We start from the raw sequence: 21,870 nt of genomic DNA on the forward strand, positions 1-21,870 counted from the left end.
CGATCATGCAACTCGAATACTTCCACATGATCGATCGCATCGTCGACCTCAAGGTCGACGAGAAGACGATCGTCGTCGAGGCCCAGGTCCCCCAGGAGAGCACCATCTTCGAGGGGCACTTTCCGGGCTATCCCCTGATGCCTGGCGTGCTGCTGATCGAATCGATGGCGCAGGCCTCGGGCTTTCTCCTGCTTGGCGTCTTGAAGTTCGAGCGCATGCCGATTCTGGCCGCCGTGAAGGAAGCCAAGGTGCGCGGCTCGGTGTTTCCGGGTGACCTGATGACCCTCGAGGCGAGCGTGGCCCATGAGGGCTCGGGCTATGCCATGACCGAGGCCAAGATCCGGGTCGGCGGCAAGCTGCGCGCGAATTCGACACTCACCTTCACGCTGATCCCCTTCCCCAATGCTGATATGCGCGGATACATGGACGCGGTCGCGCAACGCGTCGGCTTTCCGCAACAGGCCGTCTCGCCATGACTGACACCGCTTCGAAGCCGGGCCAGACGGAAGTCTGGATCACCGGTATTGGTCTTGCCACCTCGCTCGGCGAAGGTCTGGACGCCAACTGGGCCGCGCTCCAGGAGAAGCGCACCAATGTCGACGAGAAGGGCTTTGCGCCCTTCATCGTGCATCCGCTGATGCCCGTGTCCTTCGACAGCCAGATCCCGAAGAAAGGCGACCAGCGCCAGATGGAAGCCTGGCAGCGCATCGGCGTCTATGCCGCGGGTCTCGCGCTCGACTCGGCCGGTATCAAGGGCAACAAGGACATCCTGTCCAAGATCGACATGGTGGTGGCCGCCGGCGGCGGCGAGCGCGACCTCAATGTCGACACCGGCGTGCTCAACGCCGAAGCCAAGGGCGCCAATGCACCCGGCTTCCTCAACGAGCGGCTGATGAGCGATCTCAGGCCGACGTTGTTTCTGGCGCAGCTCTCCAATCTGCTCGCCGGCAACATTGCCATCGTCAACGGTCTCGGCGGCACCTCGCGCACCTTCATGGGCGAAGAGGTTGCGGGCGCCGATGCGCTGCGCATCGCGCTGTCGCGCATCGCCTCGGGCGAGAGCGACATTGCGCTGGTCGGCGGCTCGCACAATGGCGAGCGCAAGGACCTCCTGGTCCTCTACGAATTCGGCGACTTCAACCTGAAGGACAAGTTCGCCCCCGTGTGGGCGCGCAAGGACCACGCCGGCTTCGCGCTCGGCTCAGCCGGCGCGTTTCTGGTGCTGGAATCCAAGGCGCATGCAGAAGCGCGCGGTGCCAAGCCTTACGCCAAGCTGTCGAGCGTGGTGACGGATCTCGCCCGCCGCAAGCAGTCCGGGGACATGAAAGCGACGCTGGACAAGCTCTGGGACAAGCTGCCCAAGCGCGACGGCAAGGGCGCAATCATCTCGGGCGCGACAGGCGCGGAGCCGGCAACGTCCGAGGAGCGCGACTTCCTGAAGAAGCACGCCGACTTCCCGGTACGCGCCACCGGTACGATGTTCGGGCACACCATGGAAACGCAATTCCCGCTCGGGATTGCGCTCGCGGCGCTCTCGATCTCGCGCGGTGCGCTGTTCCCGCCGAACGATTCGACCGGCACCGAGATTGAAATGCAGGGGGCGCCCACCCAGATTGTCGTGGTGGGAGCCGGACACTGGCGCGGCGAAGGCATGGCGCTGGTCGAGGCGATAAGCTAGAGCGCGCAGCGCTTTAGCCGGTTGTTGTTTTGAGCATGATCTGGTCGGAAAACCGCGTCACACTTTTCCGGATCATGCTCTAGCTCTATCTGGGGACGATCGACATGACTGCACCACGCGACAAACTCGGGCGTCCCGTTGTCGTCGTTACCGGCATGGGCATCACGACCTCGCTCGGCGCCGGCAAGGCCGACAATTGGTCGAAGCTCGTCGCGGGCGAATCCGGCATCCGCACCATCACGCGCTTTCCGGTCGACGGCCTGAAGACCACGATGGCCGGCACGGTCGATTTCGTCAGCGTCGATCCGTTCTCCTCCACCGGCCTGTCCGAACGCATGGCGGAGCTGGTCACCCAGGAAGCCCTCGAGCAGGCCGGCATCGGCGCCAAGGGCGATTTTCCGGGCCCCCTCTTCCTCGCGGTCGCACCGGTCGAGGTCGAGTGGCCGCAGCGCCGCGAGCTCGGCCGCGCCGTCGGCTCGCCCGACTTCACCTACGACGATCTGTTGCGCATCTCCGGCGGCGGCAAGTACACCGCCTATCACCACCGCTTCATGTTCGGCTCGGTCGCAGCCCACCTCGCCGAGACCTTCGGCACCAAGGGCTCGCCGATCTCGCTGTCGACGGCCTGCGCCTCCGGAGCCACCTCGATCCAGCTCGGCGTCGAGGCGATCCGCCGCGGCGAGACGGATGCGGCACTTTGCGTCGCCACCGACGGCACCGTGAATCCGGAAGCCTTGGTGCGCTTCTCGCTGCTCTCGGCGCTGTCGACCCAGAACGATCCGCCGCAGGCGGCCTCCCGCCCCTTCTCCAAGAACCGCGACGGCTTCGTCATGGCAGAGGGCGCAGGCGCCCTCGTGCTCGAAAGCTATGAGGCGGCCACCGCGCGCGGCGCGAAGATTCTCGGCGTGATCGCCGGCTGCGGCGAACTCACCGATTCCTTCCATCGCACCCGCTCCTCGCCCGACGGCAAGCCGATCATCGGCTGCATGAACAAGACGCTGGCCGATGCCGGCATGACCCCGGACCAGATCGACCACATCAACGCGCACGGCACCGCGACGCCCGAGAACGACAAGATGGAGTTCAACACGACCTCGGCCGTGTTCGGCGATCTCGCGCAGAAGATTCCGGTCACGTCGAACAAGTCGATGGTCGGCCATACCATCTCGGCCGCAGGCGCGGTCGAGGCGATCTTCTCGCTGCTGACGCTCGAGCATCAGCGCATTCCGCCGACCATCAACTACGAGACGCCGGATCCCACGATCCTGTTCAACGTGGTCGGCAACAAGGCGCGCGACGCCCGCGTCACCGCCGTGATGTCGAACTCGTTCGGCTTCGGCGGCCAGAACGCCTCGCTGATCCTGACCCGCGAACCGGCCTGACCGGACGCAAGCCATGGCGCTGATTCCCATCAGCACGAAGATTCGTGCGCGGAATGCAGCCAAATCGATCGGCGGAGGCCTGATCGGCGCTGCCACCGTCGGCATGCTGCGCACGACTCGCTATTTCGACCCGGTCAAGACTTCGGACTTTTTCGCGCGCGTCACCAAGACGATCGGTCCGCGCCTGCGCGAGCATCGCATCGGTCGCGCCAACCTGACCGCAGCCTTTCCCGAGAAGTCGCCGGACGAGATCGAGCAGATCCTGATGGGCGTCTGGGACAATCTCGGTCGCGTCGGCGCCGAGTTTGCCCATATCGATCATATCTGGGACTACGACCGCGCCCATCCGGAGCGCAGCCGGATCGAGCTTCCGCCGCGCACCGTCGAACTGCACGATCAACTCAGGGACGACGGCAAGCCGGCGCTGATCTTCGCGTCGCATCTGGCCAATTGGGAATTGCCGGCGCTCGCCGCCGTCGCGCACGGGCTCGACACCGCGATCCTCTACCGCCGTCCGAACATTGCGTCCGCCGACCGCATCATCGAGGAAATGCGTCAGGTCAACATGGGCACGCTGATCCCGGCGGGCCGTGACGCCCCCTTACGGCTCGCGCAGGCGCTCAAGGACGGCAAGCACGTCGCCATGCTGATCGACCAGTATCTGACCGGCGGCGTCGAGGTCACCTTCTTCGGCCGCAAGACCCGCGCCAACCCGATGCTGGCGCGCCTGCTCCGCCAGGTCGAATGCCCCATCCACGGCGTCCGCATCATCCGTCTTCCCGGTTACCGCTTCCGCGCGGAGCTCACCGAAGAGATCCCGCCGGTGCGCGATGCCGAGGGCAAGATCGACATCCAGGGCACGACGCAGGCGATCACCGATGTGGTGGAAGGCTGGGTGCGCGAATATCCCGAGCAGTGGTTGTGGCTGCACCGGCGATGGCGGTAAGGCACAAGGCTCTGCCGACAGCGAAGCGACGGTGACTTTGCGCGCGGGCGCCGATTCGACCAGTTCGCGTCACGACTTAGCCGCCGCCAGCGCCGCCAACCCTCCGGTCACGGTTCTACTGTGCATGGGGTTGTTTTGCGGATTTGAGTGGCCGGGCCGGTGCTGCGACCGGCCGCGCCCCTACCTTCCCGTCTTCACCCTGGTCCAGAGCCGGTTGATGATGCGCTGGGTGGCGGGATCGCGGGCGGTGATGACGAACAGTTTTGCGAGCGTGGCGTCATCCGGATAGATGTTCTTGTCGTTCAGAATTTTCGGATCGACCAGCTTCTGGCTGGCGAGGTTGCCGTTGGCGTAGGACAGGAAGTCCGAGTTCTTGGCGGCCACATCCGGGCGGTAGAGGTAGTTGATCAGCTCGTAGGCCTCTTTGACGTTCTTGGCATCCGCAGGGATCGCGAGATTGTCGAAGAACATCTGCGCGCCCTCCTTCGGAATGGCGTAGCCGATCTCGATGCCGTTCTTCGCCTCGGCCGCGCGAGCGCGCGCCTGCATGATGTCGCCGGACCAGCCGACCACGAAGCAGATCTCGCCGGTCGCGAGCGCGCTCAAATATTCGGACGAGTGGAACTTGCGCACGAAGGGGCGGATCTTGGCGACCACGTCGGCGGCCTTCTCGAGGTCGGTCTGCTTGGTCGAGTTCGGATCGAGCCCGAGATAGTTCAGCGCCGCCGGAAAGATGTCGTCGGCGGAGTCGAGCATGTGCACGCCGCAGTCCTTGAACTTGGCGAGGTTCTCCGGCTTGAAGACGATGTCCCAGCTGTCGATCTTCGCATCCGCGCCCAGGATCTCCTTCACCTTGGCGACGTTGTAGCCGATGCCTGTCGTGCCCCACATGTAGTTTGCGGCAAACGCGTTGCCGGGATCGTAGGTCGCGAGATTCTTCGTCACCATCGGCCAGGCGTTGGCGAGGTTCGGCAGCTTCGACTTGTCTAGCTTCTGGAAGATGTTCGCCTTGATCTGGCGCTGCAGGAAGTAGGCGGTGGGCACCACCACGTCGTAGCCGGACTTGCCGGCCATCAGGCGCGTCTCCAGCGTCTCGTTGGCGTCGAAGGTGTCGTAGACCACCTTGATGCCGGTCTCCTTGGTGAAGTCATCAAGGACATCGGGCGCCATGTAGTTCGACCAATTGTAGAAGTTGACGACGCGCTCCTCGGCCCCGGCGGGGGGCGAGAGCAACGTCAGCGCGGCGGCGATTGCAAAACCAAGGCAAAGCCCCAAGCGGCCGACGTTCGTCATCTCGGTCTACCTCTTGCGTCCGCGTATCGCGTCCGACAGCCGCTCCAGCGCGGTGTCGAGCGTCTGATCCTTCTTGGCAAAGCAGAAACGGACCACCGAGGTCACGGGGTCCTGCTCGTAGAACGCCGAGACCGGGATCGCGGCGACCTTGTAGTCCTTCACGATCCGCCAGCAGAACTCGGCGTCACTCTCGTTGAGCCCGAGCGGCGACAGGTCGACGGTCAGGAAGTAGGTGCCCTGCGACTTCAGCACGGGGAAGCCCAGGCTTTCGAGCCCCTTGGTCAGGCGGTCCCTGCTCCGCGTCAGGTCCTTGCGCATCGACAGGAAGTACTCGTCGGGCTTGCCGAGGCCATAGGCGACGGCGGCCTGGAGGTTCGGCGCGGTCGTGAAGGTGAGGAACTGATGCACCTTGGCGGCGACGCGCAGCAGCGGCGGCGCTGCGCAGACGAAGCCGATCTTCCAGCCCGTGAGCGAGAAGATCTTGCCGGCCGAGCCGACCTTGATGGTGCGCTCGCGCATGCCGGGGATGGTGATCAGCGGAATGTGCTTGTGCTCGTCGAAGGTGACGTGCTCCCAGACCTCGTCGCAGATCGCGATGACGTCGAACTCCTGGCAGTAGCGTGCCAGCAGCTCGAGGTCCTCGCGCGGATAGACCACCGCCGACGGATTCAGTGGATTGTTGAACAGCACCGCCTTGGTCTTTGAATTGAAGACGCTTTTCAGCATGTCCTCATTCAGCCGCCAGCCCGGCGGCTCGAGCCGCACCAGGCGCGGAATGCCGCCGGCCTGGCGGATGATCGGCAGGTAGGAATCATAGACGGGTTGGAAGCAGACGACCTCATCGCCGGGCTGCACCACCGAGAGGATCGCCGAGGTCAGCGCCTCGGTGCCGCCTGATGTCACCATCACCTCGCTCATCGGATCGAGCTCGAGGCCGTGCCAGTGGCCGTAATGGGTCGCGATCGCCTGGCGCAGCTCCGGGATGCCCATCATCGACGGATACTGGTTGTAGCCGTTGAGCGAGGCGTCGGCCGCGGCGCGGCGGATGTCCTCGGGGCCGGGATCGTCGGGAAACCCCTGGCCGAGATTGATGGCGTTGTTGTCGCGTGCGGCCTGCGACATCGCCTCGAAGATGGTGACGGGAAGGTCGGCGAAGACCTTGTTCAGCGAGGAGCTCTTGGTCGTCATCTCGGAGTTAGCCGCCGACCTTGCTGGGAAGCCCCGCCGCCTTCCAGCCCAGCATGCCACCGGCCAGATGCTTGTCGTAGGGCAGGCCCGCGGCCTGGGCGGCGAGCGAGGCGGTCACCGATCGCTTGCCCGAGCGGCAGGCGAACACGACCTCTTTGCCTTGGGGATCGGGGATGGCCTTGGGATCGAAGGTCGAGAGCGGGACGACCACGCCGTAAGGGTAAGCCTCGGCCTGGACCTCGTTCGGTTCACGGACGTCGACGAGCAGATAGCGGCCCTCCGCGGCACCCTTGGAAACCTCCTCGGGGGTCAGATCCTGAACTTGATTTGCCACATCATCCTCCAACGTCGCGGGTCGCTCGCCGGGCGATCCCGGCCGGCGGGCAACCTCGCCTCTCGGCATGCGAAAATCAAGCGCTACAAAGGCTTGAGCTGCCTTGCGCAAGTTAAAGCTAAATCGCAGCGACTTGAAGCGCGGCTTTGGCTTGCCTGCCTAGATCGTCACCTGCGTACCGACCTCGACGACGCGCCCTGAGGGGATCTGGAAATAGTCGGTGGCATCGTTCGCCGAGCGGCTGAGCGAGATGAACAGCCGGTCCTGCCAGCGTGGCATGCCCGAATGGGCAGCGGGCTTGAGCGCCCTCCGCGACAGGAAGAACGAGGTCGACATGATGTCGAACTGCCAGCCGAGCTTGCGGGCGATGGCGAGGGCCTTGGGCACGTTCGGCGATTCCATGAAGCCGAACTTCAGCGTCACCTTGGAGAAGGTGGGGCTGATCGCATCCAGCTTCACGCGCTCGGCCGGATCGATGCGCGGGGTCTGCGCGGTCTCGATGGTGAGAATGACATTCTTCTCGTGAAGCACCTTGTAGTGTTTCAGGCTATGCATCAGCGCGGTCGGGGCGCTCAGGGGATCGCTGGTCAGGAACACCGCGGTTCCGGGCACCCGCTGCGGCGGCCGCTTCTCGAGCATCGCCACGAGGTCGGCGAGCGGGAACTCCAGCTTGCGCGACTTCTCGAACAGCAGCCGGCTGCCGCGCCGCCATGTGTACATCATGATGATCATGAGCGAGCCGAGCGCGAGCGGCACCCAGCCGCCCTCGAACACCTTCAGCAAATTGGCGGCGAGGAAGGTCAGGTCGAGGAACAGGAACGGCGCGATCAGGGCGGCGGCGGCGAACGGCGACCACCGCCATACCTTCCAGATCACGACAAAGCCCATCATGGCCGTGACCACCATGGTCCCGGTCACGGAGATGCCGTAGGCCGAGGCCAGCGCGCTGGACGAGCGGAACAACAGCACCAGGAGCACCACCGCGACCAGCAGCAACTGGTTGATGCGCGGTATGAAGATCTGGCCGGAATGGGCTTCCGACGTATGGCGAATTTCGAATCGGGGCAGCAGGCCGAGCTGGATCGCCTGCCGCGTCAGCGAATAGGCGCCGGTGATGACGGCCTGGCTTGCGATAACGGTGGCGGCAGTCGCGAGCACGACCATGCCGCCGCGCATCCAGCCTTGCGAAAACAGCTGGAAGAACGGGCTCTCGATGGCGGCGGGATCGGCGAGCACGAGCGCGCCCTGCCCGAGATAGTTCAACGCCAGCGACGGCAGCACGATGAACAGCCAAGCGGTCTGGATCGGCCGCTTGCCGAAATGGCCGAGGTCGGCATAGAGCGCCTCGGCACCAGTGACCGCCAAGAACACCGCGCCCAGCGTCACGAAGCCGATGATGCCATGATGCAGCATGAAGGACACGGCGTAGAGGGGGTTCAGGGCAAACAGCACCTGCGGCTGCGCGATGATCGGGTGGATTGCCGCCACAGCGATCACCGCAAACCAGACGCACATGACGGGTCCGAAGAATGCCGCAACGCGGGCGGTGCCGCGGGATTGCACGGCGAACAGGACCACCAGGATCACCACTGTCAACGGAACGATGTAAGGCTCGAACGTGAGGGTGACGTCCTTCATGCCTTCGATCGCCGACAGCACCGAAAGTGCCGGCGTGATCACCGCGTCGCCGTAGAACAGGGCGCCGGAGATGATGCCAAGCATGACAATGGTCGCCCCGCGGGTGCCGACTGCTCGCTGGGCCAGCGCCATCAGAGCGAGCGTACCCCCCTCGCCGTTATTGTCGGCGCGGAGCAGGATCACGACGTATTTGAGCGTCACCACGACGATCAGCGCCCAGAGGATCAGGGAGACCACGCCGAGAATGGCCACTGTGGTCGGAGCGCCTTCGGCGCCGGACGCCGCGATCACCGCCTCGCGGAACGCGTAGAGCGGGCTGGTGCCGATATCGCCATAGACGACGCCGATGCTGCCGAGCGTCAGCGCGCCGAAACCGGCGGTGGTGTGGGCATCGCCATGCCCATTGGCCGCCGCCGTTTCCGGGGCGGGAACTGCTACGTCACTTGTCATGGAGAGCCTGGTGGCCTCTAAAAATGCTTCACTGCACAACGGCTGAAGAGAGCGCGCGGCTTATAGTCCTGCGCTGCCGGCATAGCCTAGCCCGATTCTGGGCCCTTGGCATGCAAAATTCACATAGGTCCGCAAATTGCGCTCCCATGGAAGCCCTCAAATGGTGACCTGGGTTCCAACTTCAACCACCCGCCCGGTCGGAATCTGGAAGTAGTCGGTGGCGTCGTTGGCGGAGCGGCTGAGGGCGATGAACAGATGGTCCTGCCAGAGAGGCATGCCCGACTGGGCCGAGGCTTTCAACGAGCGCCGCGACACGAAGAACGACGTCGACATGATGTCGAACTGCCAACCCTGCTTGCGCGCGATCGCGAGGGCCTTGGGCACGTTTGGCTGCTCCATGAAGCCGAAGCGCAGGCGGACTTTCGAGAACTTCTCGCTGATCTTCTCCATGCGGAAACGCTCCGACAGATCGACCCGCGGCGTGTGCGCGGTCTCGATGGTCAGGATGACGTTGTGCTCGTGCAGCACCTTGTTGTGCTTGAGATTGTGCAGAAGCGCGGTCGGCACGAAGGCGGGATCGCTGGTGAGAAACACCGCCGTGCCTTTGACGATGTGCGGCGGCCGCTTCTCCAGGCTGCGGATCAGGTCGTCCAGCGGCACCTCGATCCGGCGTGTCTTCTGAATCAGGATCCCGGAGCCGCGCCGCCAGGTCCAGATCGTCCCCGCCATCGCCACGCCGAACAGCAGCGGCACCCAGGCGCCTTCGAGCAGCTTCAGCAGATTGGCACTGAAGAAGGTCATGTCGACCATGACAAAGGGCAGGATCACGGCCGCAGCGGTCGCGGCCTTCCAGTTCCACAATTTCCAGATCACCACAAACCCCATGATGCCGTCGGCGACCATGGTTGTAGAGACGGCGATGCCATAGGCCGAAGCGAGGTTGCTGGGCGTGTGGAACAACAGCACCAGCAGCATCACGCCGATCAACAGCAGCCGGTTGACGCGCGGCAGATAGATCTGGCCGGCATGGGTTTCGGAGGTGTAGCGCACCTCGAAACGCGGCAGGAGCCCAAGCTGCACCGCCTGATAGACCAGCGAATAGGCGCCGGTGATGACCGCCTGGCTGGCGATGACGGTGGCCGCGGTTGCAAGCCCGACCAATGGCAGCACCAGATGCTCGGGCACCATGCGGTAGAACGAATGCTCGATCGCACCTGGGTTGGACAGCACCAGCGCGCCCTGCCCGAAATAGTTGATCAGCAGCGACGGCAGCACGAAGAACATCCAGGCCGACTGGATCGGCTTGCGGCCGAAATGACCGAGATCGGCATAGAGCGCTTCGCCTCCGGTCACGGCGAGGAAGACGGCGCCGAGCGTCACCAGGCCGATCGTGCCGTGCGACAGCAGGAATTGCAGGGCGTAATAGGGATTGATCGCAGCCAGCACTGTGGGATCGTCGGCGATGTGGATGACGCCAAGCACCGCCAGGACGGCAAACCAGATCACCATCACCGGCCCGAAGGCCGAGGCCACCAGCGCGGTCCCCTTGCTCTGCACCGCGAACAGCAGCACCAGGATCAGCACCGTCAACGGAACGACATAATGCTCGAACGCGGGCGTTGCGAGCTTGAGGCCGTCGACCGCCGACAGCACCGAGATCGCCGGCGTGATCATGGAATCACCGATGAACATGGAGGCGCCGACGACGCCGAGCGCGAGCAGGAACCAGCTCCGCCGCCCCAGCGCACGCTGGCCGAGCGCCATCAGCGAGAGGGTGCCGCCCTCCCCGTTATTGTCGGCGCGCAGCAGCAGCAGAACGTATTTGGCGGTGACGACGATCAGCAGCGCCCACAGGATCAGCGACAGCACGCCGAGCACCATGATCCGTGTCACCGGCTCGCCGTGGGCCGCGCCTCGAACCGCCTCGTGAAACGCGTAAAGTGGCGAGGTGCCGATGTCGCCGAACACGACACCGATGCTCCCGAGCGTAAGGGCCCAAAAGCCCGAGGTGACCGGGCCTTCCTGGGTCTCAGCCGATGTGATGCTCGCCGTCATGAGGGTGGAAAACGCTTCGTCCCTGGAATTGATCCGGCGCCTTTTGACGCTTCCAGCGCACCTGTCAATCGGCCAGCCACCATAGCAGGCGCCACGGCGGATGTAGTGACGAGGCGGCCACGTTCTTCGCCTGCGCGACTGATTGCCTCAGGTAAGATGGTAGCGCAAGAAAATTTAGGGCTTCAAGTTCGGAGGCAGCGGCGGATCTTCACGCATCAAGGTGATGGTCACGCGGCGGTTCGCGGCGAGCGACGGATCGTCCGGGAACAGCGGCTGGGTGTCCGCCTTGCCGGAGACGGCGAAGATGTGCGACGGCGGCAGGCCCTCGCGCTCGAGAATCTGGCGCACCGCATTGGCGCGGTCGGCCGACAAGTCGAAGGCGCCGTAATCGCTGCGGGTCGGCACGAAGCCGGCCGCGGTGTGGCCTGCGATCGAAACGCGTAAGGGGGTCGCCTTGAGCGGAACCGCGAGCTTCTCGATCAGGCGGCGGGTGCGGTCGTAGGGCACCTTGGAACCATCTGCGAACATCGAGCGGCCGTCCTGGTCGACGATCTCGAGGTTGAGACCCTGCTTGGTCTCCTCGAACATGATGTGCTTGGACATCTCGGTCAGTTCCGGCATGTCCTGCAACGCCTGGCGCAACGAGGCCGCAGCGAGCGCGAAATTGCGGTCGATCTTCATCTTCGCACCCTGCGTGCGGTCGCGATCCTCCTGATCCGGCGTCGGCGTGTTGGAGGCGTCCTCGGGCTCGATGTGATCGACATTCTTCAGGCGTGGGCGGGTCGGCAGGCCATCGGACTCGATGATGCCGGCGTAGCGCGCTTCGCTCTGGACGCCGAAGGCGTCGCGCATGGAGCCGGCGACGACCTTGAGCTTGTTGGCGTCCTGGGTCGAGAACGCCACGAGCATCACGAAGAAGCTCATCAACAGGCCCATCAGGTCGGCGAAGGTCACGAACCAGCCGTGACCGCCACCGTGAGCATCGCCGCGCTTCTTCTTGGCCATCTCTCAATATCCGGACCGGGCGGCGTTAGGCCGGCACCGGCTCGCCCTCGGCATGGCGGTGCTTCTCCGGCAGATAGGCCAGCAGCATTTCGCGCACGAGCGTCGGGCTCTTGGAGTCGCGGATCATGAGGATGCCGTCGATGATGAGCGTGCGGTTGGTTTCCTCGTCGAGCAGCTTGCCGTGCAGCTTGTCCGCGATCGGCAGACAGAACAGGTTCGCCACGAGCGCGCCGTACAGCGTCGCGAGCAGTGCAGTCGCCATGAACGGGCCGAGCTTGGACGGGTCGGTCATGTTCGCGAACATCTGCACCATGCCGATCAGGGTGCCGATCATGCCGAATGCCGGGGCGCAATCGCCGATGGCGCGGTAGATCTTGCTGCCCTCGTCGAGGTGCATCAGGAAGTTGTCGCGGTCGCGCTCGAGATTGTCGCGGATGAAGTCGAGGTCGTAGCCGTCGGCAACATAGCGGATGCCCTTGGCGAGGAACGGCTCGTCGGTCTCGACCTTTTCGAGGCCGACCGGTCCCTGCTTGCGGGCGATCTCGGCGATACGGGCGAGTTCGTCGACCAGGTCGTGGGCCGACAGCCGGCTCATGGTGAAGGCGAATTTGGCGCCGAGCGGCAGACCGTGCATAAGCGCAGACAGCGGGAAGCGGATCATCGTTGCCGCCGTCGATCCGCCGAAGATGATGATCATCGCATGTTCGGAGATGAACATGTGAAGATCGCCGCCCAAGAGCATCATGGTGGCGATGACGCCAAAGCCCACCACAAGGCCAACGCCCGTCATGATATCCATGGGAGACTCCAACGCGAACGCAACAACGGCCGTCCTGGCCGTTGGCACGGCCCAACCCCGAGCCGCGTCGGAAACCCTAGAGCGCCGCCCTTAAAGCCGCGTAAAGGTTAAGTTCATTCGACGCGACCGAGCGGCGCAACGCAACGGAAGGACGGCGGCTTTGCCGTTACGCGACATGAATCTCAACACTTTGCTAACCATAATTGCGGCGCGTCAGGACGATAATCCCGTCAGCTCCAGGCTGAGCACGCGCAGGCGCCTGCGCGCGTCGGCATCATAGGCCTGCGGATTGGCGCGGGCTTCGTTCATGCCGTTGAAGAACACGCCGCTCTTGCCGGCGACGTCGTCGCCTTCGACCAGATGCAGGATCGCGGCGCCGCCCTGCTCCACCGTCGAGATCGGCGTGATGCCACCGGCACGGACCATGGTCGTGTTCATGTAGGTCGCCGGATGCAGCGCGTTCACGGTGATGCCGGTGCCCTTCAATTCCTCTGCGAGATCGATCGTGAACATGATCTGCGACAGCTTGCTCTGCGCGTAGGCACGCGACCCGCTATAGCCCTTGGCGATCATGACATCGTCGAAATCGACCGGATGCTGGCCGAGCGAAGCGACATTGACGATGCGCGAAGGCGCGGCGGCCTTCAGCAACGGCAGCAACAGACGCGCGAGCAGGAAGCCCGAAAGATAGTTCACGGCAAAGCGCAGCTCGTAACCGTCGCAGCTCTCCTGGCGTTGCGGCCCGTCGCTCTGCGAGCCAATGCCGGCATTGCTGACGAAGATATCGAGACGCTTGTGATCGCGTATCACGGCCGCGGCGAGCTCGCGCGTGCCGGCCATCGACGATAGATCGGCCTGATAGAAGGTCGGCGCAGCATGGCCGGCCCTCACGATCTCGTCGATCAGCGCCTTTGCGCGCTCGGCACTCCGGCCATGGATCAGGACATCAGCGCCCTCGGCGGCAAGGCGGCCCGCGACATAGCGCCCGACACCATCGGTCGAACCCGTGATCAGCACCGTCTTGCCGCGCATGTCCATGGCGTCACTCCGCGCTCAGTGAATCTCCGCGGAGCGCTTCAGCGCGGCCTTGAGCTTCTCCAGCGAGAAGTCGGGGCTGCGCGCGATCTCCAGGATCGGCGTCTCGCGGCGGCCACAGAGCTCGGCGGCCTCGGGGAGTTTCGCGGCGACGTCGAGCGGGATCACGATCGCGCCATGCTGGTCAGCATGGATCAGATCGTCCGATTTCACGGTCATGCCGGCAACGCGCACCTCGCCGCCAAAGCTCTCGGCATGCACCCATGCATGCGACGGGCCGATCGAGCCGGCCAGCGCCTGGAAGCCAGGGGCCCATTGCGGGATGTCGCGGATCGAGCCGTCGGTGATGACGCCGAGGCAGCCGAGTGCCTTGTGCACGTTGCTCTGCACTTCGCCCCAGAACGCGCCGTAGCCGACATCAGGGCCATCGATGTCCTGGATCACCGAGATGCGCGGCCCAAAGCCGGTGCCGACATATTCGTAGTATTCGATGCGGCGTTTCGACTGCTCTTCGGCCGGCAACGAGGACTTCAGCACCGAACGGATCGCGACGGTGCGGGCGTAGCCGACGATGGGCGGCAGATCCGGGAACGGGCAGACCAGCTGCTTGGTGGTGTAGCCGATCAGCCGGCGCTCAGGCGCCACGATCTCCATGGCGTTGCAGATCGTCGGCGTATCATAGCGGCCCAGTGCTTCGAGGACGGAAGCAGGCAGCGGCCCGGTCGCGGAATTGGTCACGGCGTTCTCTCCCAGATTGGCGGCCGCTGTTGGCGCGGTGCCGCCGGCACTGGGCGATATAGCCGAGATCGGGCCTCAACCCAACTCAGGCGCTCTCATGGCAGATATCCGCGTGCGATCGCTCAGTGTAACCGTCCGGGCCGGTCATCGTCGTGAGGCGGCTCGGACAGGCTTGCCATCGTCGGTGCCGACGGCGGCGACGAGACCTCGCCGGCCGCAGGGGCCGCGGCTTCCGTCGCGCGCGCCTGGTCGCGGTAGGATTTGTAGCCGAGCGGCAGGCAGAGGAGATAGAGCACCGTGCCGGCCGAGAGCACATGCCAGGGATAGGCGATCAAGAGCGCGATGAAGACGATGACAGCGACGAACGCCGGCAGCACCAGCTCGGGTGGCACGCGCATACGCTTGGTCTTGCCGGAGAACACCGGCAACCGCGAGACCATCAGGAAGGCGATCAGCAACGTATAGGCGGCGGTCAAAGCCGCGGGCGCGCGACCGAGCTCGAGGAACGCGACGTAGATCGGCAGCAGCACGGTGATGGCACCGGCCGGCGCCGGCACGCCGGTGAAGAAATTGGCGGCGAAGGCGGGCTTGTTCGGATCGTCCATGGTCGCGTTGAAGCGCGCGAGCCGCAGGCCACCGGAGATCGCAAACACCATCGCGGCGATCCAGCCGGCATTGCCGAGCTCGTGCAGCTGCCAGAAGTACAGCATCAGGCCGGGCGCGACGCCGAAATTGACGAAGTCGGCGAGGCTGTCGAGTTCGGCGCCGAACTTCGACTGGCCCTTGATCATGCGCGCGACGCGGCCGTCGATGCCGTCGAGCGCGGCGGCGAACACGATGGCGTAGACGGCGAGCGACATTCGCCCTTCGATCGACAGCCGGATCGAGGTCAGGCCGGCGCAGATCGCCAGCAGCGTGATGACGTTGGGCACCAGCATCCGCACCGGGATCGGGCGGAACCGTCGGCGGCGAAGGTCGGGATCTCTGTAGTCGTAGGGCGTCATAGGCTCGTCCTCACCTGTAGACGAGATATAGCAAGTCGCCTTCCCCTCCGCCATCGCGTCGGAAGGCCCCCGACACCGGCTTCCTGGTTAATTGGCGCGGTAGGTGCGACTGGGGTCATCTCCGGTGAGGTCGGCCAGGATGGTCTCGCCCGCGATTGCGGTCTGCCCTTCCGAGACCAGTGCCTTGGTGCCGACGGGCAGATAAACGTCGAGCCTCGAGCCGAAGCGGATCAGGCCGAACCGCTCGCCGGCGCCGACCGCCTGCCCCTCCTTGACGAAGCAGACGATACGCTTGGCGACGAGGCCCGCGATCTGGATCACGCCGATGCGGCCCTGCGGCGTCGAGATGACGAGCGAGTTGCGCTCATTGTCCTCGCTCGCCTTGTCGAGCTCGGCATTGATGAACAGGCCGGGCCGATAGGCAATGCGATCCACCCTGCCCGCGACGGGAGCGCGGTTCACATGGCAGTTGAACACGCTCATGAACACCGAGATGCGCGGCAGCGGCCGGTCGCCGAGCCCAAGCTCGGCCGGCGGCAGCGCCATGGTGATCATCGAGACGCGACCGTCTGCGGGCGACACCACAAGGCCGTCGCGCTGCGGCGTCACGCGCACCGGATCGCGGAAAAACAGTGTACACCAGACGGTGAGGATCGTGCCGATCCAGCCCAGCGGCGACCACAGCCAGAACAGGACGAGGCTTGCCAGCGCAAAGCCGCCGATGAAGGGATAGCCCTCCTTGTGGATCGGCGGAATCTGACGCTGGATCGAATCGAGAATGGACATCGCTATCTGCCGCTCAGGGGTTGATGGCGCGGGTCGTCTCGCGCACCGGGGTTGTTTAGGCCAGAGTTGGGACCGGAGACAAGCTCACTCCGCGGCCGCCTGCGCCGTGAGGACGTCCGCGACCGGCGGCGGCTCCCGGTTGGGCGCCTCGCTGCTGTCGGCCATCCGGGCCAGCTTCTCCCGCGCCGCCTCGGCCTCGCGCTGCCTGTTCCACATGCTGGCATAAAGACCACCCTGCGCCAGCAGGCTGGCATGGGTGCCGCGTTCGGCGATGCGGCCCTGGTCGAGCACGATGATCTCGTCGGCGCCGACGATGGTCGAGAGCCGGTGCGCGATGACGAGGGAGGTGCGGTTCTTCGCCACGCGGTCGAGCGCGCCCTGGATCTCGTGCTCGGTGTGGGTATCGAGCGCCGAGGTCGCCTCATCGAGCACCAGGATCGGTGGAGCCTTCAAGACGGTGCGTGCGATCGCGACGCGCTGCTTCTCGCCGCCCGACAGTTTCAGGCCGCGCTCGCCGACCTGGGTCTCGTAGCCCATCGGCGCCATGCGGATGAAATGGTCGATCTGCGCGAGACTCGCGGCCTCCTCGACTTCCGCGTCGGTCGCGTCCCAGCGGCCGTAGCGGATGTTGTAGCGGATGGTGTCGTTGAACAGCACCGTGTCCTGCGGCACCATGCCGATGGAGGCGCGCAAGGAGCCTTGCGTGACCTCGCGGATGTCCTGGCCGTCGATCAGGATCTTGCCACCCGAGACGTCGTAGAGGCGGAACAGAAGGCGCGAGATGGTCGACTTGCCGGCGCCCGACGGGCCGACGATCGCCACCGTCTTGCCGGCCGGCACCTCGAAGCTGATACCTTTCAGAATTGGCCGCGTCGGCTCATACGCAAAGCGCACGTCCTCGAAACGCACTGTGCCGGCAGAGACGGCCAGCGGCTGAGCATTCGGGACATCCTTGATCTCGGCCTCGCGGCCGATCACGTTGAACATCTTCTCGATGTCGATGATGGCCTGCTTGATCTCGCGATAGACCATGCCCATGAAATTCAGGGGCTGGTAGAGCTGGATCATCATGGCATTGACCAGCACGAAATCGCCGACCGTGTTGGTACCATTGCGCACGCCGATCGCGCACATCAGCATGGTCGCGGTCAGGCCCAGCGTGAAGATCACGGCCTGCCCGGTGTTGAGCACCGCGAGCGAGGTGTAGGTATTGATGCTCGCTTCCTCGTAGCGCGCGACCGATTTGTCGTAGCGCTGCGCCTCGCGGGCCTCGGCGCTGAAATATTTGACGGTCTCGTAATTGAGCAGCGAGTCGATCGCCTTGGTGTTCGCCTCGGTGTCGGAATCGTTCATCTTGCGGCGGATGCCGATCCGCCACTCGGTCGCGATATAAGTGTAGTACATATAGACCGTGACCGTGATCAGGGTCGCGACCACGTAGCGCCAGTCGAACTGCCAGAGCAGCACGGCCATCAGCAGCGAGACCTCGACGATCGTCGGGATCAACTGGAGGATCACCATGCGCACGATGACCTCGATGCCTTCGCGGCCGCGCTCGAGCACGCGCGTCAGGCCGCCGGTCTTGCGCTCCAGGTGAAAGCGCAGAGACAGCTCGTGCATGTGGACGAAGGTGATGGTGGCGAGCTTGCGCACGGCATGCATGGCGACGCGGGCGAAAATGCCGTCGCGCCATTGTGTCAGCACCGCCATGACGATGCGCATGACGCCGTAGCTGGCGGTCAGGAGCAGCGGCGACGCGACCACCCAGAGGTGCCAGTTGCCGGCCTGCACCGGCGCGGTGTTGGCGCCGGTCAGCGCATCCGTTGCCCATTTGAAGCTGAACGGTACCGTCAGCGTGATCAGCTTGGCGGCGAGCAGCAGCACCATCGACCACACCACCCGCATCTTCAGGTCGAAGCGGTCGCCCGGCCAGATATAGGGCCACAGATGCGCCAGCGTGCCCATCAGGGTGGCCCGTTCCAGCGGTCCGCCGGCAGCCTCGGGCACTTCGGGAACGTCTGGCGAACGAGGTGGGCTCATCAAGAAACCTGAAAGGCCCGCCGGATGCGGGCGCGGTGCGATTTGCGAATTTCGCTCGTCATATAGAAGCTTCCGGGCCGAAGCGCACCCCGCCAGATGGCGAATCTTCGATTGTTTGTCGCCATTTACCGGTAGATTTCCGGGTAGTCCGAATCACCTGAGGGGCTTGACGCCCCTTCGCTGCAATGCATCATGGCACCAATGAGCACGATCAAAACCGTCTGTGTCTATTGCGGCTCCGGCCCCGGAACCAATCCCCAATTCACCGAAGGCGCCAAGGCGTTCGGCAAGGCGCTCGCCGAGAACAACATCCGCCTGGTCTATGGCGGCGGCTCGCTGGGCCTGATGGGCTCGGTCGCCACCTCCGTGCTGGATCACGGCGGCACCGTCACCGGCATCATTCCCGAATTCCTGCGCAAGCGCGAGAACGCGCTGACCCGGGTGCAGGAGATGATCGTCACCCCCGACATGCACGAGCGCAAGCGGCTGATGTTCGAGCGCTCCGACGCCTTCGTGGCATTGCCGGGCGGCGTCGGCACGCTGGAGGAGCTGGTCGAGCAACTGACCTGGAAGCAGCTCGGCCGTCACGCCAAGCCGGTGCTGCTCGCCAATTTCGACAATTTCTGGGAGCCGCTGTTCTCGCTGCTGTCGCACATGCGCCAGACCGAGTTCATCCGCGCCGGCCTGTCGGTCGATATCCTCAAGGCCGATCGCGTCGAGGATATCCTGCCGAAGCTGAAATCCGCCGTGGCCCAGATCGCCGACGAAGAAAAGCAGCTCTCCCCGGACGTCGCGCGCAAGCTGTAAGAGTTTCTTGTTTGCGCATGATCCTTTCGGAAAACCGCCGCACACTTTTCCGGATCATGCGCTACTCCTGCGGAAACGTTACCGCCTCGATCCGGTTGCCGTCAGGATCGGTCACGAAGGCCGCGTAGTAGCGCACGCGGTCATGCGGGCGGATCCCCGGCGCACCGTCGGATGCGCCGCCGGTCGCAAGCGCAGCGGCATGAAACGCATCGACTTCGCCTGTCGTCTTCGCCCGCAGGCAGATGTGCACGCCGCTCTCCGGTGCTACGCGCGGCATCGCCTCCCGCAGGTTGATCCAGAATTCCGGATAGGTCTTGCCGAAGCCGACCGTGCGCGGCCGCGTCACGAGGCGCGCGAGGCCGAGCGCGGCGAGCGTGGCCTCGTAGAATTTCGCGGCGCGTTCGAGATCGCTGACGCCGACGGAGATGTGGTCGATCATCGCCCTGCCCTCTCCTCACTCTCCACTGTCATCGCCCGGCTCGACCGGGCGATCCAGTATTCCGAGACGCCCAAGAGCAACCGTGAAGCCGCAGCGTACTGGATACCCCGCTTTCGCGGGGTATGACAGTCGTCGTGGCTGCCTACGCTGGCGCGCCCGATTTCACGAGCTTGTAGATCACCGAATCCATCAGCGCCTGGAACGAGGCGTCGATGATGTTCGGGGACACGCCGACCGTGGTCCAGCGATCGCCGTTCTCGTCTTCGCTCTCGATCAGCACGCGCGTGACCGCGCCGGTGCCGCCGTTGAGGATGCGGACGCGGTAGTCGATCAGCGTCAGGCCCTCGATGTACTTCTGGTACTTGCCGAGGTCCTTGCGGAGCGCGACGTCGAGCGCGTTGACGGGTCCATTGCCTTCGGCCGCCGAGATCAGGTGCTCGCCGGCGACGTCGACCTTGACGACGGCCAGCGCCACGGTGACGCGCTCGCCGAGCGCGTTGTAGCGCTGCTCGACATTGACGTCGAACTGCTCGACCTCGAAATAATGCGGGACCTTGCCGAGCGTGCGGCGCGCCAGCAGGTCGAACGAGGCGTTGGCGGATTCGTAGGCGTAGCCCTGCGCCTCGCGCTCCTTCAATTCCTCGACGAGCCGCGTCAGCTTGGGATCGCTCTTCTCGTAGGCAATACCGGCGCGATCGAGCTCGGCGATGACGTTGGAGCGTCCGGCTTGGTCCGATACCAGCACCTTGCGGTGATTGCCGACCGTCTCCGGCAGCACGTGCTCGTAGGTCTGGGGGTCCTTCATCACGGCGGAGGCGTGAATGCCAGTCTTGGTGACGAAGGCGCTCTCGCCGACATAGGCCGCATGCCGGTTCGGCACCCGGTTGAGCATGTCGTCGAGCGTGCGCGAGACCTTGACGAGGGTCGCCATCTTCTCCGCCGTAACTGATATCTCGAAGGCGTCCGAGAACTCCTTCTTCAATTTCAAGGTCGGGATCAGCGAACAGAGATTGGCGTTGCCGCAACGCTCGCCGAGACCGTTCAAGGTGCCCTGGATCTGCCGGGCGCCGGCGCGCACCGCCGCGAGCGAGTTCGCTACCGCCTGCTCGGTGTCGTTATGGGCGTGGATGCCGACATGGTCGCCGGGGATGTGCTTGGTTACCTCGGTGACGATGGCCTCGACTTCGTTCGGCATGGTGCCGCCATTGGTGTCACACAAGACCACCCAGCGCGCGCCGGCCTCATAGGCCGCCTTGGCGCAGGCGAGCGCAAAACTGGCATCTTCCTTGTAACCGTCGAAGAAATGTTCGCAGTCGAGCATGACCTCACGGCCGGCGGCCTTCGCCGCCGCGACGCTGTCACGGATCGAGGCGAGGTTTTCTTCCTTCGTCGTCTCCAGCGCGACGCGCACCTGATAGGCCGAGGACTTCGCGACGAAGCAGATTGCGTCCGCCTTCGCCTCCAGCAAGCCGGCGACGCCGGGATCGTTGGAGACCGAGCGCCCTGCCCGCCGCGTCATGCCGAAAGCCGTAAAGCGCGCATGATTGAGCTTCGGCTTGCTGCCGAAGAACTCCGTGTCGAGCGGATTGGCGCCGGGATAGCCGCCCTCGACGTAGTCGATGCCGAGATCGTCGAGCATGCCTGCGATGACCTGCTTGTCGGTCAGCGTGAAGTCGACACCGTTGGTCTGCGCGCCGTCGCGCAGCGTGGTGTCGAACAGATAGAGGCGCTCCTTGCTCATTGCGCTGCTCCGAGCGTCTTCTTCATGGTGGTGTTGGCGAGCCATTCGTCATTCATGGTGACGCTGTTGCGCTGCTGGGCCGTGTAGCCGCGCTTGGCGAAGAAATTCTGCGCGGTGTCGCTGGCGTCGACTGTGAGCGCCGCAGCGCCACGACCGCCCGCGAGCTTCTCCAGCGCGTCGACCAGCATGGTCGCGATGCCCTGCCGGCCGACGGCCGGATGCACATAGAGCATCCGGATGTGATCGGCGCCGCGCAGCGAAGCGAAGCCGACGGGCGAACCTTCGAGCGTCGCGATCAAGGTCAGGTCGGCGGCCAGCCGCTTGCCGAACTCCGCGGTCTCGGCCGCCTCCATCCAGGCTTCCTGCTGCGCCTCGCTGTAATCGTCGCCGGTCAGCTCCTGGATGCTGGCGGCGAAGATCGCGGCCAGCATCGGAACGTCATCAGGCAGGAACGGCCGCAGGCCGGGCTTGGGATGCGCTTGTGCCATCGTCTTCACCACAAACCATAGAGT

General features: G+C 64.7%; 19 protein-coding genes and 1 pseudogene. 5 read left to right on the top strand and 15 right to left on the bottom strand.

The features are described 5' to 3' along the window. Positions 1 to 5 precede the first annotated feature (5 nt). From QY049_RS06555 to QY049_RS06570, 4 genes are all read left to right on the top strand, one after another. Positions 6 to 476: a 3-hydroxyacyl-ACP dehydratase FabZ family protein gene (locus QY049_RS06555; protein WP_194476483.1), complete on the top strand. Its 471-nt coding sequence runs from the start codon at positions 6 to 8 to the stop codon at positions 474 to 476. After that, on the top strand, positions 473 to 1,678 hold the full coding sequence (locus QY049_RS06560; RefSeq protein ID WP_194476484.1) for a beta-ketoacyl-ACP synthase: 1,206 nt from the start codon (positions 473 to 475) through the stop codon (positions 1,676 to 1,678). Before QY049_RS06555 ends, QY049_RS06560 begins: the two co-directional genes overlap by 4 nt. 104 nt (positions 1,679 to 1,782) lie before the next feature. Next, positions 1,783 to 3,060, top strand: coding sequence for a beta-ketoacyl-ACP synthase (locus QY049_RS06565; RefSeq protein WP_194476485.1), 1,278 nt, complete (start codon positions 1,783 to 1,785; stop codon positions 3,058 to 3,060). A 13-nt stretch (positions 3,061 to 3,073) separates the two neighbouring features. After that, positions 3,074 to 4,006 carry a lipid A biosynthesis lauroyl acyltransferase gene (locus tag QY049_RS06570; RefSeq protein WP_258762118.1) on the top strand — a complete coding sequence of 311 codons (933 nt, stop codon included), beginning with the start codon at positions 3,074 to 3,076 and terminating at the stop codon, positions 4,004 to 4,006. Between the two features lie 180 nt (positions 4,007 to 4,186). Here the strand turns inward: QY049_RS06570 and QY049_RS06575 are convergent, their stop codons facing one another. The 12 genes and pseudogenes from QY049_RS06575 to QY049_RS06630 all read right to left on the bottom strand — a co-directional run bounded on the left by QY049_RS06575 (position 4,187) and on the right by QY049_RS06630 (position 18,371). Further along, positions 4,187 to 5,299, bottom strand: a complete 1,113-nt coding sequence (locus QY049_RS06575; RefSeq protein ID WP_258762119.1) for a polyamine ABC transporter substrate-binding protein — start codon at positions 5,297 to 5,299, stop codon at positions 4,187 to 4,189. A 6-nt stretch (positions 5,300 to 5,305) separates the two neighbouring features. Further along, on the bottom strand, positions 5,306 to 6,487 hold the full coding sequence (locus QY049_RS06580) for an aminotransferase (RefSeq protein WP_301269210.1): 1,182 nt from the start codon (positions 6,485 to 6,487) through the stop codon (positions 5,306 to 5,308). 7 nt (positions 6,488 to 6,494) lie between these two features. Beyond that, complete coding sequence (locus tag QY049_RS06585; RefSeq protein WP_194476489.1) at positions 6,495 to 6,821, bottom strand: rhodanese-like domain-containing protein; 327 nt, start codon at positions 6,819 to 6,821, stop codon at positions 6,495 to 6,497. Positions 6,822 to 6,980: 159 nt separating this feature from the next. Then, the gene (locus tag QY049_RS06590) at positions 6,981 to 8,909 is read right to left on the bottom strand and encodes a potassium transporter Kup (protein WP_194476490.1); all 1,929 of its coding nucleotides are present in this window, start codon (positions 8,907 to 8,909) and stop codon (positions 6,981 to 6,983) included. 156 nt (positions 8,910 to 9,065) lie between these two features. After that, entirely contained in the window at positions 9,066 to 10,964 is a 1,899-nt protein-coding gene (locus QY049_RS06595) for a potassium transporter Kup (protein WP_258762122.1), read from the bottom strand. Between the two features lie 174 nt (positions 10,965 to 11,138). Next, positions 11,139 to 11,969, bottom strand: a complete 831-nt coding sequence (locus QY049_RS06600) for a flagellar motor protein MotB (RefSeq protein ID WP_194476492.1) — start codon at positions 11,967 to 11,969, stop codon at positions 11,139 to 11,141. Between the two features lie 25 nt (positions 11,970 to 11,994). Continuing rightward, positions 11,995 to 12,768, bottom strand: coding sequence for a motility protein A (locus QY049_RS06605; protein ID WP_057759060.1), 774 nt, complete (start codon positions 12,766 to 12,768; stop codon positions 11,995 to 11,997). 213 nt (positions 12,769 to 12,981) lie between these two features. Continuing rightward, positions 12,982 to 13,806, bottom strand: a complete 825-nt coding sequence (locus tag QY049_RS06610; RefSeq protein ID WP_301269211.1) for an SDR family NAD(P)-dependent oxidoreductase — start codon at positions 13,804 to 13,806, stop codon at positions 12,982 to 12,984. 15 nt (positions 13,807 to 13,821) lie between these two features. After that, the gene (locus QY049_RS06615) at positions 13,822 to 14,541 is read right to left on the bottom strand and encodes an RraA family protein (RefSeq protein WP_194476494.1); all 720 of its coding nucleotides are present in this window, start codon (positions 14,539 to 14,541) and stop codon (positions 13,822 to 13,824) included. 122 nt (positions 14,542 to 14,663) lie between these two features. Beyond that, positions 14,664 to 15,545: a phosphatidylcholine/phosphatidylserine synthase gene (locus QY049_RS06620; protein WP_194476495.1), complete on the bottom strand. Its 882-nt coding sequence runs from the start codon at positions 15,543 to 15,545 to the stop codon at positions 14,664 to 14,666. 87 nt (positions 15,546 to 15,632) lie between these two features. Beyond that, positions 15,633 to 16,358, bottom strand: a pseudogene (locus QY049_RS06625) (phosphatidylserine decarboxylase); the annotation flags it as partial. A 57-nt stretch (positions 16,359 to 16,415) separates the two neighbouring features. Further along, a complete protein-coding gene (locus QY049_RS06630; protein WP_194476497.1) occupies positions 16,416 to 18,371 on the bottom strand; it encodes an ABC transporter ATP-binding protein/permease in 1,956 nt (651 codons plus the stop codon). A 201-nt stretch (positions 18,372 to 18,572) separates the two neighbouring features. Here QY049_RS06630 and QY049_RS06635 point away from each other — a divergent pair, with 201 nt between their 5' ends. Beyond that, positions 18,573 to 19,178 carry a TIGR00730 family Rossman fold protein gene (locus QY049_RS06635; RefSeq protein WP_194476498.1) on the top strand — a complete coding sequence of 202 codons (606 nt, stop codon included), beginning with the start codon at positions 18,573 to 18,575 and terminating at the stop codon, positions 19,176 to 19,178. Between the two features lie 61 nt (positions 19,179 to 19,239). Here QY049_RS06635 and QY049_RS06640 read toward each other — a convergent pair whose 3' ends face one another. The 3 genes from QY049_RS06640 to QY049_RS06650 form a co-directional block, all read right to left on the bottom strand. After that, positions 19,240 to 19,617 carry a VOC family protein gene (locus QY049_RS06640; RefSeq protein WP_258762124.1) on the bottom strand — a complete coding sequence of 126 codons (378 nt, stop codon included), beginning with the start codon at positions 19,615 to 19,617 and terminating at the stop codon, positions 19,240 to 19,242. A 142-nt stretch (positions 19,618 to 19,759) separates the two neighbouring features. Then, positions 19,760 to 21,358, bottom strand: coding sequence for a citramalate synthase (gene cimA / locus QY049_RS06645; RefSeq protein ID WP_258762125.1), 1,599 nt, complete (start codon positions 21,356 to 21,358; stop codon positions 19,760 to 19,762). Continuing rightward, positions 21,355 to 21,846, bottom strand: a complete 492-nt coding sequence (locus QY049_RS06650) for a GNAT family N-acetyltransferase (RefSeq protein WP_194476501.1) — start codon at positions 21,844 to 21,846, stop codon at positions 21,355 to 21,357. The genes cimA and QY049_RS06650 overlap by 4 nt, the downstream gene beginning before the upstream one ends. Positions 21,847 to 21,870 lie beyond the last annotated feature (24 nt).

Origin of the sequence: Bradyrhizobium sp. WYCCWR 13022 (assembly GCF_030435535.1) — a bacterium.
Taxonomy (GTDB): domain Bacteria; phylum Pseudomonadota; class Alphaproteobacteria; order Rhizobiales; family Xanthobacteraceae; genus Bradyrhizobium.